Below are 17,109 nucleotides of genomic sequence, written 5' to 3'. Positions count from 1 at the left end.
CGGCCCCGCTCGAACCGGCCCCGCCGGCACACACCGGAAAGACACGGAAAAGAGCCGTCCCATGACCTCCACCTCCGATTCCCAAGAGCTCAGAGCCGAATTGGAGTCCCTGACCACCGAGGCCTTCCGGCCGGAGCTGGCCGGCATCGACCGGCTGCCCACCCTCGACATCGCGCGGCTGATGAACGGCGAGGACGCCACCGTCGCCGGGGCGGTCGCGGCCCGGCTGCCCGAGATCGCCGCCGCGATCGACGCCCTGGCCGAACGGATGGCCCGGGGCGGCCGCCTGGTCTACGCGGGGGCCGGCACGGCGGGCCGGCTGGGCGTCCTGGACGCCTCCGAGTGCCCGCCCACCTTCAACACCGACCCCGCCCGGGTCGTCGGCCTGATCGCGGGCGGCCCGCAGGCCATGGCCACCTCCGTGGAGGGCGCGGAGGACTCCCGGGAACTGGCCCGTGCCGACCTGGAGCCCCTCGGCCTGACCCCGGACGACACGGTGGTCGGCGTCTCGGCCTCCGGCCGCACCCCCTACGCCATCGGCGCCGTCGAGTACGCCCGCGCCCACGGCTCCCTCACCATCGGCCTGGCCTGCAACCCCGGCAGCCCGCTCGCGGCCGCCGCCGAGCACGGCATCGAGATCGTCGTGGGCCCCGAACTGCTCACCGGCTCCACCCGGCTGAAGGCCGGCACGGCACAGAAGCTCGTCCTGAACATGCTCTCGACGATCACGATGATCCGCCTGGGCAAGACCTACGGAAACCTGATGGTCGACGTCCGCGCCTCCAACGACAAACTGCGCGCCCGCTCCCACCGCATCGTCGCCCTCGCCACCGGCGCCTCGGACGAGGAGATCGAACGGGCGCTGGCGGCCACCGACGGCGAGGTGAAGAACGCGATCCTGACCCTCCTGGCCGACGTGGACGGCCCGACGGCGACCCGCCTGCTGGCGGACTGTGACGGCCACCTCCGCGCGGCCCTGGCGGCGGCGACGGGCACACCCTAGAGCCCGACGGCGACCCTCGGCCCCTCCCCTCGCCACTCCTCGTGCTCCGTCGCGGCCTTGCCGGCCAGGGCGTTGACGGCCGCGTTGAAACGCTCCATCGAGGTGGGGCGGTCCGGGCCCAGGACGTACTCCTTGAGGACCCGGCGGTCGGCGGCCATCGGGTCGTGGCGCGGATCGCGGACCGAACGCAGGATCTCCGGCAGACGCGCGCAGTCCCGGTCGAGCAGGTAGGCGCCCCCGGCGGTGGTGTACGCGGCCCGGAACTCCGCGTCGGGCAGGTCGGCCGCATTGGTCAGCACGTACGGCTTGAGGCTCGCCACGAAGTCCGCGACCACGGACGACACGTCGCTGATGAGCAGGTCGGCCTGGTCGAAGCACTCGTACAGCGTGGGCAGTTGCCCGACCACCACGTTGTGCCGGACGGGGCCCCGGCTCTCCCAGAAGATCCGGTGCCACTCGGCACGCAGCTCGTGCCACTCGGCCTCCCCGTCCAGGCCGGGGAGGCGCGCCGCACGGGTCTGCTCGGCGTCGTCGCCGGCGAGCCGCCCGGACAGCTCGGCGAGGCGGGCCTGGATCTCGGCGAGCCGCGGCTTCGCGGCGGCGACCGCGGCGGCCGCCCGCTCCGCGTCACGCCGCTCGTTGTCCGCGCGCAGCAGCTGCCGGACGGCCCGGTCCGCTTCGGCGGCCGCGCGGGAGCGCTTGCCGGTGAGGGGATGCGGCTTGTAGACGACCCGTACGTTCTCCGCGAGCAGTCTCTCCACCAGCGTCACGCCCATCGGGATCAGGGACGTGTGGCAGTCGTCGTCGCTCCAGCCCTCCCAGGTCGGCGCGTACAGCACGACCGGCAGCGGACCGGGCACATGGTCCGCGTGCAGCCGGATCGACGACAGCTGCGGACGGCCCACCTCGACGATCGCCCCGTCACTGATGGCGTGCCGCACCCGCTGGTAGCGGTCCCGCCCGGCCCGCCCGGCCACCCAGATCTCGTCGTACACCTTGCTCACCCGGTTGCTGCTGGCGAGCTTGTCGCTGTCGCCGTGCCCGATGAAGACGTGCTTGGCCTCGGCGACGCGCAGCATGTGCACGTTCTTGCCCGCGTTGCCGGGGTAGAGGACGACCCGGAGCTCGGGCAGCTCCAGCTGCGCCACGTCATCGGCCTTCGGCACGCACACCACCGGCAGCCGCGTACGGCTCAGATAACGGAACGAGGCCCGCTCCCGCAGGATGATCAACGGCCGCCGGTCGAGCTGTTCCAGCGTCTCGATCCACATGTTGACCTGGTACATGAAGTCCCGGGACACGGACGCGAAGCTGAAGTACAGCGCCACCTCCGGCCGGTACCCGCCCAGTTGCCGGTTGACCTCCGCGATCACCTCGCCCCCCGAGGGCATCCGGCGGGCCCGGCGCAACTGCGCCAGCAGCGCCACGACGGCCACCGCGGACAGCCCGGCCGTGAGCGCGAAGCCGACGCCGGCAGGGGTCCACTCCCCGACCGCCAGCGCGACAAGCAGCCCGGCGTGCGCGGGCACGTCGAGATGCAGCAGCTTGCGCAGGAACCGCCGGTAGAGGAAGGCGGGCGGCGCCGCCGGGATCCCCGCCCCGCTCATGTCGAGGTTGCGCACCACCACCGGGAGCGTGCGCCGCCGCCGGACGGCGTGATGCACCGCCGTGTACAGCGTCACCAGCGCGAAGTGGGCGCTGAACACGGCCAGGGCGGTCACCAGCACCGCGTCCGAGGCGTTCATGCGGTCGGCCAGGGCGAGCAGCATCACCGTCCGCACGGTGAACCGCATGGTGCGGGTCAGCTGCAAGGCGGCCAGCCGCCGCACGAAGGACGGCGACCGCGCGTGCAGCACCTCGTCCGCGACGTAACTCACGACCGAGGCCGCCGCGAAGCCCCACAGCGACGGCAGCAACGCGAAAACGGGCAGGGCGGCGAAACCGGCGGCGAAGAGCAGGACGAGCAACAGATCGGTCTTCCCGCGCACACGCAGGACACCACACAGCCAACGGAGCGTCATGAACAGGATTCCTCTGGGGAAAGAACGTCTCTTCCGGGAGGGCGTGCGGTGGGGCGTACGCCGCTGTACGCGCGGTACGCCAGTTCGACGACGAGAGGGGGCGAATGGTTGTACACCTGCCGGTCACCAATACTTCACCGTGACTCCGACTCCCGGTTGACCTGCCTCACCCGAGCCCGCAGCGTCTCCTGCACGGGCAGCGAGCGCAGTACGTCGGTCAGCTGCTCGGCTGTCCGTACATTGCACCGCCCCAGATCGACCAGGGCGAACGGCTCCTTGCTCGCCCCGCTCACGGGGTCGATGCCCAGCGACGGCAGCACGACACCGACTCCCGCGAGAGCGTCCCGCAGCGACTCCACGATCTCTTCGGTCGAACGCACCTTTCCCTACCTCCACACTGAGTTTGCGATTCACCACACAGCGTGTCCGAGGGGTCTCTAACCTGGCCATACACGGCGTTCCAACAACCCCATGTGTGCGACAGGGAGTGCCCATGCCCGGATCCAGGGACCTCGACCCGTCCTCCTCCCCGCGGGCCCTCCTGGGCGCCGAACTCCGCCACGCCCGCGAGAAGGCCGGCCTCAGCCAGGAGGAACTGGGACAGCGGCTGTTCGTGAGCGGGTCGTTCATCGGGCAGTTGGAGGCGGGTACGCGGAGGTTGCAGCGGGAGTACGCGCGATTGCTGGACGAGGTGCTGGGGACGGAGGACTTCTTCCAGCGGAACTGCGGGGCGGCGGCGAAGTCGAAGTATCCGGAGCATTTCGCGGAGGCGGCGGAGGCGGAGGCCCGGGCTGCGGCCATCAGGGAGTACACGTCGATGCTGATCCCCGGCCTGCTTCAGACGCCCGCCTACGCCCGGGCGGTGTGCCGCGCCTATCAGCCGACGGCCCCCGATGAGGAGATCGAGAAGAGGGTGGCCGCTCGCATGGAGCGGACTCGCATCCTCGACGATCCAACAAAGCCGATGTTGTGGGCGGTGATTGACGAGTCGGCGTTGCGTCGGGTGACAGGAGGGGCGGAGGTTATGGCAGAGGCTCTGTGGCACATCACCGAGCTGGCTCGCCGGAGCCGGGCCATCGTGCAGGTGCTGCCGTTCGACGCGGGGGCGCACCCGGCCATGCAGGGGTGCATCAAGCTGATGGACTTCGACGACGCGCCCCCGCTGGTCTACCTGGAAGGCGTTGGCACCGGGCGGCTGGATGACGACCCCGCCACCGTCGCGGAGTACCGGTTCTACTACGAGTTCCTCGCGGCCTCCGCGGTCTCGCCGGAGAAGTCTCTAGCCCTGCTTGAAGCGATGGCCCAGGATTACGAGCATGAGGAACATTCCTGACTCCGACCTGCGCGCGGCCACCTGGCACAAGTCCAGCTACAGCGGCGGGAGCGGCGACAACTGCCTGGAAGCCACCCACGACTTCCCCACCGCCATCCCCGTCCGTGACTCCAAGAACCCCCACGGCCCGAAGCTCGTGTTCCGGGCCACCGCCTGGGCCGCGTTCGTCGCAAACCTCAAGGACGAGACGGCCTGAGCTTCGGGCTCCGAGCTTCGAGCCCTCTTTTCAAGGAACGGGTGGAGGGCCTCAACCCGCCCTCCCGCCCTGGCAAGTTGACGTGACGCATCCGGCTTGCCACGGACAGTCACGTACCTCTACCGTTCCCGCATACGCAACAGCCCCCGCTCGGTGCGCCAACACCTGCGGGGGCTTAACCAACGAGATCGAAGGACAAGTTCGGTCCCATGGCTGAGTCCCAGCTTAGTGCTGCCTCCCCGTCCGCGCACCCAATGGCGAACCCGGGTTACGGCAAGCGCTCCGCCCCCGACCAACTCCCCCGCTCCCCGCACGACTTCGCACACCTCCCACCCCGCGAAGCCGCCATCGCCGCCTACCTCGACCGCCTCCCCGACGGCGCCGACATCTCCGTGAAGACGCTGGCCAAACAGCTCCCGTACGGCCAGTGCGCCCTGGGCACAGCCCTCAACCGCATCCAGCGGGCAGGCCACCTGCGCCGGGGTCAGGAGTGCGTGACGGCGGACGACGGCAGCTCCCGCTGGATCACCCGAACGTGGTTCACCCGCACCGCCCGGGATGACGACTGGTGGGCCGCCTTCACTCGCGGCGACGTACCAAAGCAGCAGCGTCCGACCCGCTCCCGGGCCCATATCCTCCTCGCCGCCCTCGGCCGTACCGCGCCCGTCCTGTCCCTCTCCCAGGCCGATTGCACGACCCTCGCCCCGCTGGTGACGGAGTGGTTCACTCGGGGCGCCTCGGAGGACGACATCCTGCGAGCCCTCACGGCCGGCCTGCCGACACCCGTCCACCACCCCGCCGCCCTGGTCCGCAACCGCCTGACCAGCAAACTTCCGCCCCCACCCGCCCCACGTCCGCCCCTACGGGTCCTGGAGTGCGCGAACTGCGGCGCTCCGGGACGTCCGGAAACCCTGCCAGGGGGGCGTTGCAGCGCCTGCCGGGGCGAACGCGCGCCCGCGCAACCCCCCGCACCCCTGTCCGCCCCCACGGTTCACGACCGCGCGGCCCAGATCCGCGCCGCGATGGCCCAACGACGCCGAGAGGACACCGCCAAACTCAAGGACTACGCAGACTGAGGACAATGGGCACCATGAACCATGCCCAGCTGACCGCCCTCGGCCGTGCCCTCCGTCTGCTCGGTGAGCATGGGGAAGCCCTCACCTCCGACACCCCGGACGCCAAGCTGCACGAGGTCAAGGCGGATCTGAAGCGCGCCCTGGACCTGCTGGAGGAGAGCGTCTCGAACGCGGCGCCCAGCACACGCTGCCCCGAGCATCCGAACGGCCCGGTCGACGAGGGCGCCCCCGACCTGTGCCTGCTGTGCGAGACCCGGCGCCGGGCCGCCCGCCGGGCGGAGTTCAACGGACCCGCCCCGCATCACCAGCCCACCGAGCCGGTCCAGTCCCGCTACGGCGTCAGCGGTGACCGCCCCCAGCCCCAGCAGCGCTGGCTGCCGGAGCTGTGGACCGGCCAGACCTGGCAGCTGTGCGGCACCCCGCGCCGGGACCGCCGCGAGGCCGAGCTGTACATCGCCGCCCAGCGCAAGGCTCCCCGGGCCGCCATGGCGTACCGGCTGGTGCACGAGTTCACCGACTACGAGGTGCTGCGCGTGTGGGGGACACCGGTCAGGGTCGACATCGAGCCGATGGGCAACCTGTAGCTCACAGCAGGGGCAGGGCGGAGAAGTCGTGGCCCTCCCACAGCCGCCGCGACGTCTCCTCCGGGTACGCCCGCACCGTCGGCTCCGCGTCCAGCACCTGCACCAGCCGCTCCGTCTCCTCGTACGCCGGCCAGCCAGGGTCCCCCGTCCTCGCGAACGCCGTCCAGGACGACCGGAAGCGCGACGACAGCGCCTCGGCCTCGGCGGACGGCTCCGTGCCCGCGAACAGCAGGGCCCCGAGGTCCGCCCCGTACGTGCCGAACAGCAGGGGGATGTCCAGGCCGTGGCAGGCGCCCAGCGCGCCGCCGCTGCCCGGGGCCGGCCAGGTCAGCTCGTAGACGTGCGCCCGTCCGCCGCCGGCGCGCTGCGCCTCGGCCAGGTGCAGGGAGGGCATGGCGAACAGCCAGTCCGTCTGGACGCGTTCGTACAGTTCGCCGGGGGTCGCGTCGGGGAAGGCCGTGCGGTAGTCCCGCTCGCCGTCGGGGCCGGGGGCGAAGAGGCGGAGGGCCGCCGTCGCCCGCTCCTCGGATATCTGGCCCAGCTGTCCCGCCATGGCGACGAAGAGGCGGTACTCGTCGCGGTTGTGGCCGACGATCAGGTCGATGTCCTTGGCCGCGCCGGCCGCCAGCGCCTGCCAGGGCGTGACCGGCAGGACCTCGCCGTCGACGACCGGCGAGAAGGGCGTGACCGTCGGCGCCGCCTGGCCCCAGCGGTCGACGTACCCGGCCATCTTGGCGCTCAGCGACTCACCCGCCGAGGTCAGTTCGCGCGGCGGGATCGTCGCCAGGTCGGCGACCGTGGGACGCAGTCCCGCCTCCGCGGCGAGCGCGGCACCGATGTCACGGGCCAGTGCGTCGGAGAAGAACGTCCCCGGCACGCTCTGCGCGATCGCCCGCCGGAACAGGCCGGTCGCGCTCGGCATGGAGAGCAGCGAGGCGACCGAACCGGCACCGGCCGACTCACCGAAGACCGTGACCTGGCCGGGGTCGCCGCCGAACGCCTCGATGTTGTCCCGGACCCATTCGAGGGCGGCCACCTGGTCGAGCAGCCCGCGGTTGGCGGGAGCGCCCTCGATGTACGCGAAACCCTCCATGCCCACGCGGTAGTTGAGCGACACGACCACCACGTCGCCGTCGGCCGCGATGCGCCGGGCGTCGTAGCCGGGGCTGCCGGCGTGGCCGAGCTTGTAGGCGCCGCCGTAGATCCACACCATCACCGGGCGGCGGGCGCCCCGGTCGGGTGCGGGAGTCCAGACGTTGACCGTGAGCCACTCGTCGCCCTCGGGCACGTCGATCAGGCCCGGTCCGGCCAGGTTGCCGAGGTCCTGCGGGGGCGGCGGGCCGAAGGCGTAGGCGTCCCGTACGCCGTCCCAGGCGAGGGCGGGGCGCGGTGCCTGGAACCGGGCCTCGCCCACGGGGGGCGCGGCGAAGGGGATGCCGCGGTAGACGGTGAGGCCCTCCTCCGTGCGGCCGCGTACCGCACCGGCGGTGGTGCGCACCACCGGTGCGGGCTGCCCGGCCAAGGGGCCGGTCGGGGGGTGGGACTCGGTCGTCGTCATCTCTGGAGCTCCTCACGGGGTGCCGGTGAACAGGCGCTCCGCCAGTGTCCTTGACTGACGCAAGGGAAACCAGGGCGGCCCGGGTGCGGACCGCCCCCGGGGGATCAGCTGAGCGTCTTCAGCGCCGCCGGGTCGTACGGCGCCAGCTCGTCGAAGCGGCCGGACAGCACCTTCTGTGCCCACTGCGGGTCCTGGAGCAGGGCGCGGCCCACGGCGACCATGTCGAACTCGTCGCGCTCGAAGCGGTCCAGGAGGTTGTCGAGGTCGCCGACCTCGGCGCCCTCGCCTTGGAAGGACTTGAGGAAGTCGACGCCGCTCAGGCCGACCGAGCCGACGGTGATGGTCGGCTTGCCGGTGAGCTTCTTGGTCCAGCCGGCCAGGTTGAGGTCCAAGTCGTCGAACTCGGGCACCCAGTAGCGGCGGGTGGAGGCGTGGAAGGCGTCGACACCGGCCGCCGCGAGCGGGGTCAGGATGGCCTCCAGTTCCTCGGGCGTCTCGGCGAGGCGGGCGTCGTAGGCCTCCTGCTTCCACTGCGAGTAGCGGAAGATGACGGGGAAGTCGGCGGAGACGGTCTCGCGGACGGCCGCGACGATCTCCGCCGAGAACGCGGCACGGGCGACCGGGTCGCCGCCGTAGGCGTCGCCGCGGCGGTTGGTGCCCTCCCACAGGAACTGGTCGAGCAGGTAGCCGTGGGCGCCGTGGATCTCCACGCCGTCGAAGCCGATGCGCTCGGCGGCGGCCGCGGCCTCGGCGAACGCGCCGATGACGGCGTCGATGTCGGCCTGGGTCATGGCCTTGCCGGTGGGTTCGGTGGCGCCGATGCGCAGACCGGAGGGGCCGACGGCCGGGGCGTCCGCGACCGGGGGCTCGCCCTGGTTGCGGACCATGCCGATGTGCCAGAGCTGCGGCACGATCGTGCCGCCCGCGGCGTGCACCGCCTCGGCGACCTTCGCCCAGCCCGCGAGCTGCTCCTCGCCGTGGAACCGCGGCACGCGGTCGCTCTGCCCGGCCGACTCGTGGCCGACGTAGGTGCCCTCGGTGACGATCAGGCCGACACCGGCTGCGGCACGGCGCGCGTAGTACGAGACGACGTCCTCGCCGGGGATGCCGCCCGGGGAGAACATGCGGGTCATCGGCGCCATCGCGATCCGGTTCGGGACGGTCAGGCCGCCCAGCGATACGGGCCGGGACAGGATTTCGGCGGCGCGGGAGGCGGCGGAGGCGTCGACGGTCACGTGGGGGCTCCTCTTGATACCGGACAGTATGTGCATACGCATAAGACGTACGGTCCAACCATCCGGCCCCGGCCACCTCATCCCGTCCGCACTGTGATCCCGGACACGCCCGAGGGCGGCACCCCCTGTCGGAACAGGGAGTGCCGCCCTCAGCAAGGACGTTGATCGACCAGGTCGATCAGAAGTCCATGTCACCGCCCGGCATGCCGCCGCCGGCGGGCGCGGCGGCCTTCTCCGGCTTGTCGGCGATGACGGCCTCGGTGGTGAGGAACAGCGCGGCGATGGAGGCGGCGTTCTGCAGCGCGGAACGGGTCACCTTCGCCGGGTCGATGATGCCCTCGGCGATCATGTCGACGTACTCACCGGTCGCGGCGTTCAGGCCGTGGCCGACCTGGAGGTTGCGGACCTTCTCCACGACGACGCCGCCCTCGAGACCACCGTTGACGGCGATCTGCTTCAGCGGGGCCTCCAGCGCGAGCTTCACGGCGTTGGCGCCGGTCGCCTCGTCACCCTCCAGCTCCAGCTTCTCGAAGACCTGGGAGGCCTGCAGCAGGGCCACGCCACCACCGGCGACGATGCCCTCCTCGACGGCCGCCTTGGCGTTGCGGACGGCGTCCTCGATGCGGTGCTTGCGCTCCTTGAGCTCCACCTCGGTGGCGGCACCGGCCTTGATGACGGCCACGCCGCCGGCCAGCTTCGCCAGGCGCTCCTGCAGCTTCTCGCGGTCGTAGTCCGAGTCGCTGTTCTCGATCTCGGCGCGGATCTGGTTGACCCGGCCCTGGACCTGCTCGGCGGAGCCGGCACCGTCGACGATGGTGGTCTCGTCCTTGGTGATGACGACCTTGCGGGCCTTGCCCAGGAGGTCGATCGTGGCGTTCTCCAGCTTGAGGCCGACCTCCTCGGAGATCACCTCGCCGCCGGTGAGGATGCCGATGTCCTGCAGCATCGCCTTGCGGCGGTCGCCGAAGCCCGGGGCCTTGACGGCGACGGACTTGAAGGTGCCGCGGATCTTGTTGACGACCAGGGTCGACAGGGCCTCGCCCTCGACGTCCTCGGCGATGATCAGCAGCGGCTTGCCGGACTGCATGACCTTCTCGAGGAGCGGCAGCAGGTCCTTGACGTTGCTGATCTTCGAGTTGGCGATCAGGATGTACGGGTCGTCGAGGACGGCCTCCATACGCTCCATGTCGGTGGCGAAGTACGCCGAGATGTAGCCCTTGTCGAAGCGCATACCCTCGGTGAGCTCCAGCTCCAGACCGAAGGTCTGGGACTCCTCGACGGTGATGACGCCTTCCTTGCCGACCTTGTCCATCGCCTCGGCGATGAGCTCGCCGATCTGGGTGTCGGCGGCGGAGATGGAGGCCGTGGAGGCGATCTGCTCCTTGGTCTCGACGTCCTTCGCCTGCTCCAGCAGGGCGGCGGAGACGGCCTCGACGGCGCGCTCGATACCGCGCTTGAGGGCCATCGGGTTGGCACCGGCGGCTACGTTGCGCAGGCCTTCCTTGACCAGGGCCTGGGCGAGCACGGTCGCGGTGGTCGTACCGTCACCGGCGACGTCGTCCGTCTTCTTGGCGACTTCCTTGACCAGCTCGGCGCCGATCTTCTCGTACGGGTCCTCGAGTTCGATCTCCTTGGCGATGGACACACCATCGTTGGTGATCGTGGGGGCGCCCCACTTCTTCTCGAGGACGACGTTGCGGCCCTTGGGGCCGAGCGTCACCTTGACGGCGTCCGCGAGCTGGTTCATGCCGCGCTCGAGGCCGCGCCGCGCCTCCTCGTCGAACGCGATGATCTTGGCCATGTGAAGTGGTCCCTCCAGGACTGGGGGTGATTACTTCGGACCGCGCCCGCGCCCGCGACGGACGGCTCGCCGACCTCGTGGTTCCTTCCCACCCGGCCTGCGGGCCTCACCGACCCGGTCCTTACGTTGTCACTCTCACCTTCAGAGTGCTAACGCAATGATTAGCACTCGGGCATGGCGAGTGCAAGCGACTCCCACGGTTCGGGCGGGCGCTCAGCCTCCGGCGAACAGGGCGCACCCGGCTCGGCCCGCAGGCCACGGGCAGGCCGAAGGGCCCGCACCCCGGGGGGTGCGGGCCCTTCAGAGAAGACCGGTCGCTTGCGCTTGGTCGTGGTGCGCGTTCAGGCAGAGACGCGAACCATGTCGGCCTGCGGTCCCTTCTGGCCCTGCGAGATCTCGAACTCGACCCGCTGGCCCTCTTCCAGGGTGCGGTAGCCGTCCATCTGGATCGCACTGTAGTGGACGAAAACATCCGCACCACCGTCGACCGCGATGAAGCCGTACCCCTTCTCCGCGTTGAACCACTTGACGGTGCCCTGAGCCATGCCTAACTCCCCTATTACTGGCCCTTGCACAGATCCACACTTCGCGGACCCGGGTCAGACCTCACCCCCCACGGTTGGGGGCGTGCGCCGGAACGCGTCGACCGCGGCCGAATGTATCTGTCCAACTGCCGTCTGCAACAGGTCAATCGGACGAGAATTCTGGACGCGCGGGGTCCGGAATGTAGGGAGAATTCGCCAGACTTCAGGGCAAGTCGGGCCACACAAAAGGAACGAAAGCCGCGAAAGATACACACACTTTGGCTACATCTTGTCGGGCGCGCGGCGGGAATCCAGGGCTCCCGATCGGGAGATCGGCGCTGCGTTCCCCAACTGTACCGCGCTCAATCACACAGAATTGCCCCCTCCGCTTCTCTCACGGAGGGGGCAATTCGATGAACTCTCAGTGACCGCCGTTACCGAAGGTAACAATCAAGCCGGTCGACCGGTTCAGCCACCCGCGACGGCGGGGATGATCGACACCCCGGCGCCGTCCGGCGTCGCCGTCTCCAGACCCTGCTCGAACCGCACGTCGTCGTCGTTGACGTACACGTTGACGAACCGGCGCAGCTTGCCCTGGTCGTCCAGCACCCGGGCGGCGATCCCGGTGTGGTTCTTCTCCAGATCGGCGATGACCTCGCCGAGGGTCGCCCCCTCGGCGGCGACCTCGGCCTGCCCGCCGGTGTAGGTACGCAGGATGGTGGGGATACGAACGGTGACGCTCATCGGGGTATGACCTCCGGTTTTGATTGAAGCTACGGCTGGGGGCGCACCTAGGGGCGCGGGGCTGTGTCGATGTTCGGCTCCGCCGCGTGGGCGCGACCAGCCCCGTCCGGCCCGCAGCAAGTACGAAGCCCTAAACGAGCCCCGCCTCACGGAACGAATCCAGGTTGGGACGAATGGTCGCAGTAAGCCCCGTCCCGGCCACCGCATCCAGCGTCTTCAGACCATCCCCCGTGTTCAGCACCACGGTCGTCAACGACGGGTCGAGCACCCCGTTCTCGATCAGCTTCTTCGCCACGCCCACGGTCACCCCACCGGCGGTCTCCGCGAAGATGCCCTCGGTCCGGGCGAGAATCTTGATCGCGTCGACGACCTGCTCGTCGTTGACGTCCTCCACCGCACCACCCGTACGCCGCGCGATGTCGAGCACGTACGGCCCGTCCGCCGGGTTGCCGATCGCCAGCGACTTGGCGATCGTGTCCGGCTTCTGGGGGCGTACGACGTCGTGCCCGGCCTTGTACGCCGTCGACACCGGCGAGCAGCCCTCGGCCTGCGCGCCGAAGATCTTGTAGGGCTTGTCCTCGACCAGCCCGAGCCTGATCAGCTCCTGCAGCCCCTTGTCGATCTTCGTGAGCTGCGAGCCGGAGGCGATCGGCACCACGATCTGGTCGGGGAGCTGCCAGCCGAGCTGCTCGCAGATCTCGTACGCCAGGGTCTTGGAGCCCTCCGCGTAGTACGGCCGCAGGTTGACGTTGACGAAGCCCCAGCCCTCGCCGGCCGGGTCGCCGATCAGCTCGGAGCAGAAGCGGTTCACGTCGTCGTAGTTGCCCTGGATGCCGACGAGCTCGCCGCCGTAGACCGCGGCCATGACGACCTTGCCCTGCTCCAGGTCGTGCGGGATGAACACGCAGGAGCGGAAGCCGGCGCGGGCCGCCGCGGCGCCCACGGCACCGGCGAGGTTGCCGGTGGAGGAGCAGGACAGCGTGGTGAAGCCGAAGGCGCGGGCGGCCTCCAGGGCCTGGGCGACGACCCGGTCCTTGAAGGAGTGCGTGGGGTTGCCGGAGTCGTCCTTGATGAAGAGCTTGCCGGCGTCGACACCCAGCTCACGCGCGAGGTTGTCGGCCTTGACGAGCTGGGTCCAGCCCGGGTTGATGTTCGGCTTCGTCGCCACGTCGGCCGGGACCGGCAGCAGCGGGGCGTAGCGCCAGATGTTCGCGGGTCCCGCTTCGATCCGCTTGCGGAGTTCCTCGGTGTCGTAGGCCGAGAAGTCGTAGGCGATCTCCAGCGGGCCGAAACACTCCTCGCACGCGAAGACCGGGCCGAGGGGTACGCGGTGGCCGCACTCGCGGCAGCTCAGGGCGGCGGCGGGGCCGAGGTCTACGGTGGAGTCGGTGGTGCTTGCAACAGTCTGCACAGCCATGTGAGGCGAGGCCCTTTCTCCTCATCTTCCTCACGACGCATCTCGCCGTGAGACGGATTTGGCACCTTCCCGAGCCGGGAGCCTCGCGGAGCGGTCGACAGTGACCTACGAGTATCGGCTGGAGGGTTGCCGGGGCTTCATCGGGCCGTATCCCTCTGCCCCTCTGGATGAGCTGTATTCGGTTGTAAACAACGGCTGACCCCGGACATGCGATGGTCATCCGCGTTGTTCAAGACTGTAACCGACGACCAGGACAGTTGAGATAGTCGTCCGAACCGCGAGATGACTGTACCCGTCAGCCGCTACCGCGGCGGGCAGTCCGTCCCGCCGAGAGTACGCAGAGGAGCCGCCACGGTGCTGGAAGAAGTCGAGCGCTGGCTGAGCACCCGGTCCTGGTCAGCGACCGATCGTCCGCTCCACCAGATCCTGGCCGCCAAGCAGCGCACGGGCCAGACGGTGAGTGTGGTGCTGCCCGCGCTCAACGAGGAGGAGACGGTCGGTGACATCGCCGCGATCATCCGCCATGACCTGATGCGGCAGGTGCCGCTCGTCGACGAGCTGGTCGTCGTCGACTCGGGGTCGACCGACCGCACGTCGGAGGTGGCCGCCGCCGCGGGCGCGACGGTGGTGCACCGCGACGAGATCATCCCGCGGATCCCGGCCGTGCCCGGCAAGGGCGAGGTGCTGTGGCGCTCGCTGCTCGTCACGCGCGGGGACATCGTCTGCTTCATCGACGCGGACCTGAGGGACTTCTCGTCCGAGTTCGTCTCCGGGATCGTGGGCCCGCTGCTCACCGACCCGGACGTCGCCCTGGTGAAGGGCATGTACGACCGTCCGCTCGGCGGGGCGGCCGGGCAGGGCGGCCGGGTCACGGAGCTGATGGCCCGCCCGCTGCTCAACATGCACTGGCCCCAGCTGGCCGGGTTCGTGCAGCCGCTCGGCGGCGAGTACGCGGCCCGCCGCTCGCTGCTGGAGCAGCTGCCGTTCCCGGTCGGCTACGGCATCGAGCTGGGCATGCTGGTCGACGCGCTGCACCTGGTGGGCCTGGACGCCCTCGCCCAGGTGGACGTCGGGGTGCGCAAGCACCGGCACCAGGACGGCCAGGCGCTGGGCCGGATGGCCGCCGCCATCTACCGCACGGCCCAGCTGCGGCTGGCCCGCGGGCATCTGATCCGGCCGTCCCTGACGCAGTTCGAGCGCGACGGCGACGGCTTCGAGCCGCGCACGTACTCCGTGGACACCGAGGAGCGTCCGCCGATGGCGGAGATCGCCGAGTACCAGGCGCGGAGAGCGGCCTGACCGGGGTCGTTTTCGGCCGGATGGGGCGGGGCCGCACGTTTGAGCGTTTCCGGGCCGGGCTAGGTTGAGGCGTATGGCTTCGACGTACGGTGCTGCACAGGTGCTGGTGGCGTCCAACCGCGGTCCTGTTTCGTACGCGGTGGGCGAGGACGGTTCGCTGAACGCCAAGCGGGGCGGCGGCGGACTGGTCTCGGGCCTGTCCGCGATCGGCTCGGACGCCGACGCGCTGTGGGTGTGCTCGGCGCTGTCCGACGGCGACCGCGAGGCGGTCCGGCGGGGCGTCGGCGAGGACGGCGTGCGGATGCTGGACATCCCGGCCGACGTGCACGCCGACGCGTACAACGGCATCGCCAACTCGGTGCTGTGGTTCGTGCACCACATGATCTACCAGACGCCGCTGGAGCCGGTCTTCGACGCGGAGTTCCGGCGCCAGTGGGCGTCCTACGAGACGTACAACCGGGCGTTCGCCGAGGCGCTGGCCGAGGAGGCGGCACGGGGCGCGGCGGTCGTGGTGCAGGACTACCACCTGACGCTGGTGCCTGGCATGCTCCGCGAGCTGCGGCCGGACCTGAGGATCGGCCACTTCTCGCACACGCCGTGGGCGCCGCCCGAGTACTTCCGGATGCTGCCGGACGACGTGGCCGGGCAGGTGCTGCGCGGCATGCTGGGCGCGGACCGGCTGGGCTTTCTCACGCGGCGCTGGGCCGACGCGTTCACGGCGTGCGCCGAGCAGTTCGCCGGCGGGCTCGGGGGCACGCGGATCGGCGTGCACGGGCTGGGGGCCGACGCGGACTTCCTGCGGAAGCGGTCGCACGAGCAGGACGTCGAGGAGCGGATGGCCGCGCTCCGGGAGGAGATCGGCGAGGGCCGCCGCACCATCGTGCGGGTCGACCGCACGGAGCTGTCGAAGAACATCGTGCGCGGCCTGCTGGCCTACCGCCGGCTGCTTCAGACCCACGCCGAGTGGCGCGAGCGCGTGGTGCACGTGGCCTTCGCGTATCCGTCGCGCCAGGACCTCGCGGTGTACCGGGAGTACACGGCCGAGGTGCAGCGGGTCGCGGAGGAGATCAACGCCGAGTTCGGGACGCCGGGATGGACCCCGGTCGTCCTCAACCTCAAGGACGACTTCGCCCGCTCCCTGGCCGCGTACCGGCTGGCCGACGTGGCGCTCGTCAACCCCATCCGGGACGGCATGAACCTCGTCGCCAAGGAGGTCCCGGTCGTCTCCGACGGGGGCTGCGCCCTGGTGCTGTCGCGGGAGGCCGGGGCGTTCGAGGAGCTGGCCGAGGACGCGATCGCGGTGAACCCCTACGACGTCACGGGCACGGCGGCGGCCCTGCACGAGGCGCTGTCGATGCGCCCGGAGGAGCGGGCCGAGCGCAGCAAGCGCCTGGCCGCGGCGGCGACGGCACTGCCGCCGGCGCAGTGGTTCCTGGACCAGCTCGACGCGTTGAGGGGCTGAGCGCCGATGACCGGTCCCACGGACTCCCCGCTGCCGGTGCCCGCCACGAAAGCCGGGCAGGAGGGTCTGGACGCTCTTCTGACCCGCCCGGCGACGGCCTTGATCGGCCTCGACTTCGACGGGACGCTCGCGCCGATCGTGGCCGACCCCGAGCAGGCCCGGGCCCACCCGGACGCCGTCCCCGCGCTGGCCGCGCTCGCGCCGAAGGTGGCCGCCGTGGCGGTGATCACCGGGCGGCCCGCCGAGGTCGCCGTACGCAACGGCGGCTTCGCAAACGCCCCGGGCCTGGAGCACCTCGTGGTCCTCGGCCACTACGGCGCCGAGCGCTGGGACGCCCGCACCGGCGAGGTCAGCGCCCCCGAGCCGCATCCCGGCGTCGCCGCCGTCCGCGCCGAGCTGCCCGAGCTCCTCGAACGGCTCGGCGCGTCGCAGGGGACCTGGATCGAGGACAAGGGCCGGTCCGTGGCGGTGCACACCCGCCGGGCCGCCGACCCGCAGGCCACGCTGGACTCCCTGCGCGAGCCGCTCGCCGGCCTGGCCGGCCGGCACGGCCTGATCGTGGAGCCCGGCCGCATGGTCCTCGAACTGCGCCCGCCCGGCATGGACAAGGGCGCCGCCCTCGCCGGGTTCGCCCGGGAGATCGGCGCCGGGTCCGTCCTCTTCGCCGGCGACGACCTGGGCGATCTGCCCGCCTTCTCGGCCGTCGACACGCTCCGCTCGGACGGCACCCCGGGCCTGCTGGTGTGCAGTGGCAGCGACGAGGTGACCGAGCTCAGGGAGCGGGCGGACGTGGTGGTGGACGGCCCGGAGGGTGTCGTACGCCTGCTGAGCGAGCTGGCGGACCGGCTGCCGTAAG

At 70.8% G+C, this 17,109-nt stretch carries 16 protein-coding genes and 1 riboswitch; of the genes, 8 read left to right on the top strand and 8 right to left on the bottom strand.

All coding sequences use genetic code 11. The features are described from left to right. The first annotated feature begins 61 nt into the window (after positions 1–61). Positions 62–1,003 carry an N-acetylmuramic acid 6-phosphate etherase gene (gene murQ, locus ACFZDA_RS09290; RefSeq protein WP_391077334.1) on the top strand — a complete coding sequence of 314 codons (942 nt, stop codon included), beginning with the start codon at positions 62–64 and terminating at the stop codon, positions 1,001–1,003. Here the strand turns inward: murQ and ACFZDA_RS09285 are convergent. Together ACFZDA_RS09285 and ACFZDA_RS09280 are read right to left on the bottom strand one after the other, a co-directional pair. Then, on the bottom strand, positions 1,000–3,024 hold the full coding sequence (locus ACFZDA_RS09285; RefSeq protein ID WP_391077331.1) for a hypothetical protein: 2,025 nt from the start codon (positions 3,022–3,024) through the stop codon (positions 1,000–1,002). The genes murQ and ACFZDA_RS09285 overlap by 4 nt on opposite strands. Positions 3,025–3,158: 134 nt before the next feature. Next, entirely contained in the window at positions 3,159–3,404 is a 246-nt protein-coding gene (locus ACFZDA_RS09280; protein WP_391078591.1) for a hypothetical protein, read from the bottom strand. A 113-nt stretch (positions 3,405–3,517) separates the two neighbouring features. On the opposite strand from ACFZDA_RS09280, the gene ACFZDA_RS09275 reads away from it, so the two are divergent. The 4 genes from ACFZDA_RS09275 (at position 3,518) to ACFZDA_RS09260 (ending at position 6,213) form a co-directional block, all read left to right on the top strand. Then, positions 3,518–4,357, top strand: coding sequence for a Scr1 family TA system antitoxin-like transcriptional regulator (locus tag ACFZDA_RS09275; protein ID WP_391077328.1), 840 nt, complete (start codon positions 3,518–3,520; stop codon positions 4,355–4,357). Further along, the gene (locus ACFZDA_RS09270; protein ID WP_391077325.1) at positions 4,341–4,553 is read left to right on the top strand and encodes a DUF397 domain-containing protein; all 213 of its coding nucleotides are present in this window, start codon (positions 4,341–4,343) and stop codon (positions 4,551–4,553) included. Before ACFZDA_RS09275 ends, ACFZDA_RS09270 begins: the two co-directional genes overlap by 17 nt. A gap of 254 nt (positions 4,554–4,807) precedes the next feature. Next, positions 4,808–5,629, top strand: coding sequence for a hypothetical protein (locus ACFZDA_RS09265; RefSeq protein ID WP_391077321.1), 822 nt, complete (start codon positions 4,808–4,810; stop codon positions 5,627–5,629). 14 nt (positions 5,630–5,643) lie between these two features. Then, a complete protein-coding gene (locus ACFZDA_RS09260; RefSeq protein WP_391077319.1) occupies positions 5,644–6,213 on the top strand; it encodes a hypothetical protein in 570 nt (189 codons plus the stop codon). Between the two features lies 1 nt (position 6,214). Here the strand turns inward: ACFZDA_RS09260 and ACFZDA_RS09255 are convergent, their stop codons facing one another. The 6 genes from ACFZDA_RS09255 to thrC form a co-directional block, all read right to left on the bottom strand. Beyond that, a complete protein-coding gene (locus tag ACFZDA_RS09255) occupies positions 6,215–7,771 on the bottom strand; it encodes a carboxylesterase family protein (protein ID WP_391077316.1) in 1,557 nt (518 codons plus the stop codon). Between the two features lie 104 nt (positions 7,772–7,875). Then, the gene (locus ACFZDA_RS09250) at positions 7,876–9,006 is read right to left on the bottom strand and encodes an NADH:flavin oxidoreductase (RefSeq protein WP_391077314.1); all 1,131 of its coding nucleotides are present in this window, start codon (positions 9,004–9,006) and stop codon (positions 7,876–7,878) included. 178 nt (positions 9,007–9,184) lie between these two features. After that, a complete protein-coding gene (groL, locus tag ACFZDA_RS09245; RefSeq protein ID WP_020271010.1) occupies positions 9,185–10,807 on the bottom strand; it encodes a chaperonin GroEL in 1,623 nt (540 codons plus the stop codon). A 341-nt stretch (positions 10,808–11,148) separates the two neighbouring features. Beyond that, on the bottom strand, positions 11,149–11,352 hold the full coding sequence (locus ACFZDA_RS09240; protein ID WP_010035953.1) for a cold-shock protein: 204 nt from the start codon (positions 11,350–11,352) through the stop codon (positions 11,149–11,151). A gap of 447 nt (positions 11,353–11,799) precedes the next feature. After that, positions 11,800–12,075: a ubiquitin-like small modifier protein 1 gene (locus ACFZDA_RS09235; RefSeq protein WP_010035955.1), complete on the bottom strand. Its 276-nt coding sequence runs from the start codon at positions 12,073–12,075 to the stop codon at positions 11,800–11,802. Positions 12,076–12,205: 130 nt separating this feature from the next. Further along, a complete protein-coding gene (gene thrC / locus ACFZDA_RS09230) occupies positions 12,206–13,492 on the bottom strand; it encodes a threonine synthase (RefSeq protein ID WP_391077308.1) in 1,287 nt (428 codons plus the stop codon). 18 nt (positions 13,493–13,510) lie between these two features. After that, positions 13,511–13,666: riboswitch (SAM riboswitch) on the bottom strand. Between the two features lie 180 nt (positions 13,667–13,846). Between thrC and ACFZDA_RS09225 the strand changes: the two genes are divergently transcribed. From ACFZDA_RS09225 to otsB, 3 genes are all read left to right on the top strand, one after another. Next, positions 13,847–14,791 carry a glucosyl-3-phosphoglycerate synthase gene (locus tag ACFZDA_RS09225; protein WP_391077305.1) on the top strand — a complete coding sequence of 315 codons (945 nt, stop codon included), beginning with the start codon at positions 13,847–13,849 and terminating at the stop codon, positions 14,789–14,791. Positions 14,792–14,864: 73 nt separating this feature from the next. Continuing rightward, positions 14,865–16,253, top strand: a complete 1,389-nt coding sequence (locus ACFZDA_RS09220) for a trehalose-6-phosphate synthase (RefSeq protein WP_391077302.1) — start codon at positions 14,865–14,867, stop codon at positions 16,251–16,253. 6 nt (positions 16,254–16,259) lie between these two features. Beyond that, positions 16,260–17,108 (top strand): trehalose-phosphatase, encoded by an 849-nt coding sequence (otsB, locus tag ACFZDA_RS09215; RefSeq protein WP_391077298.1) that lies wholly within the window; start codon positions 16,260–16,262, stop codon positions 17,106–17,108. The last annotated feature ends 1 nt before the right edge of the window (position 17,109 follow it).

This window comes from Streptomyces sp. NPDC007991 (genome assembly GCF_042958445.1).
In the GTDB taxonomy this organism is placed as follows: Bacteria; Actinomycetota; Actinomycetes; order Streptomycetales; family Streptomycetaceae; genus Streptomyces.
This window is presented reverse-complemented; position numbering and strand designations above follow the sequence as displayed.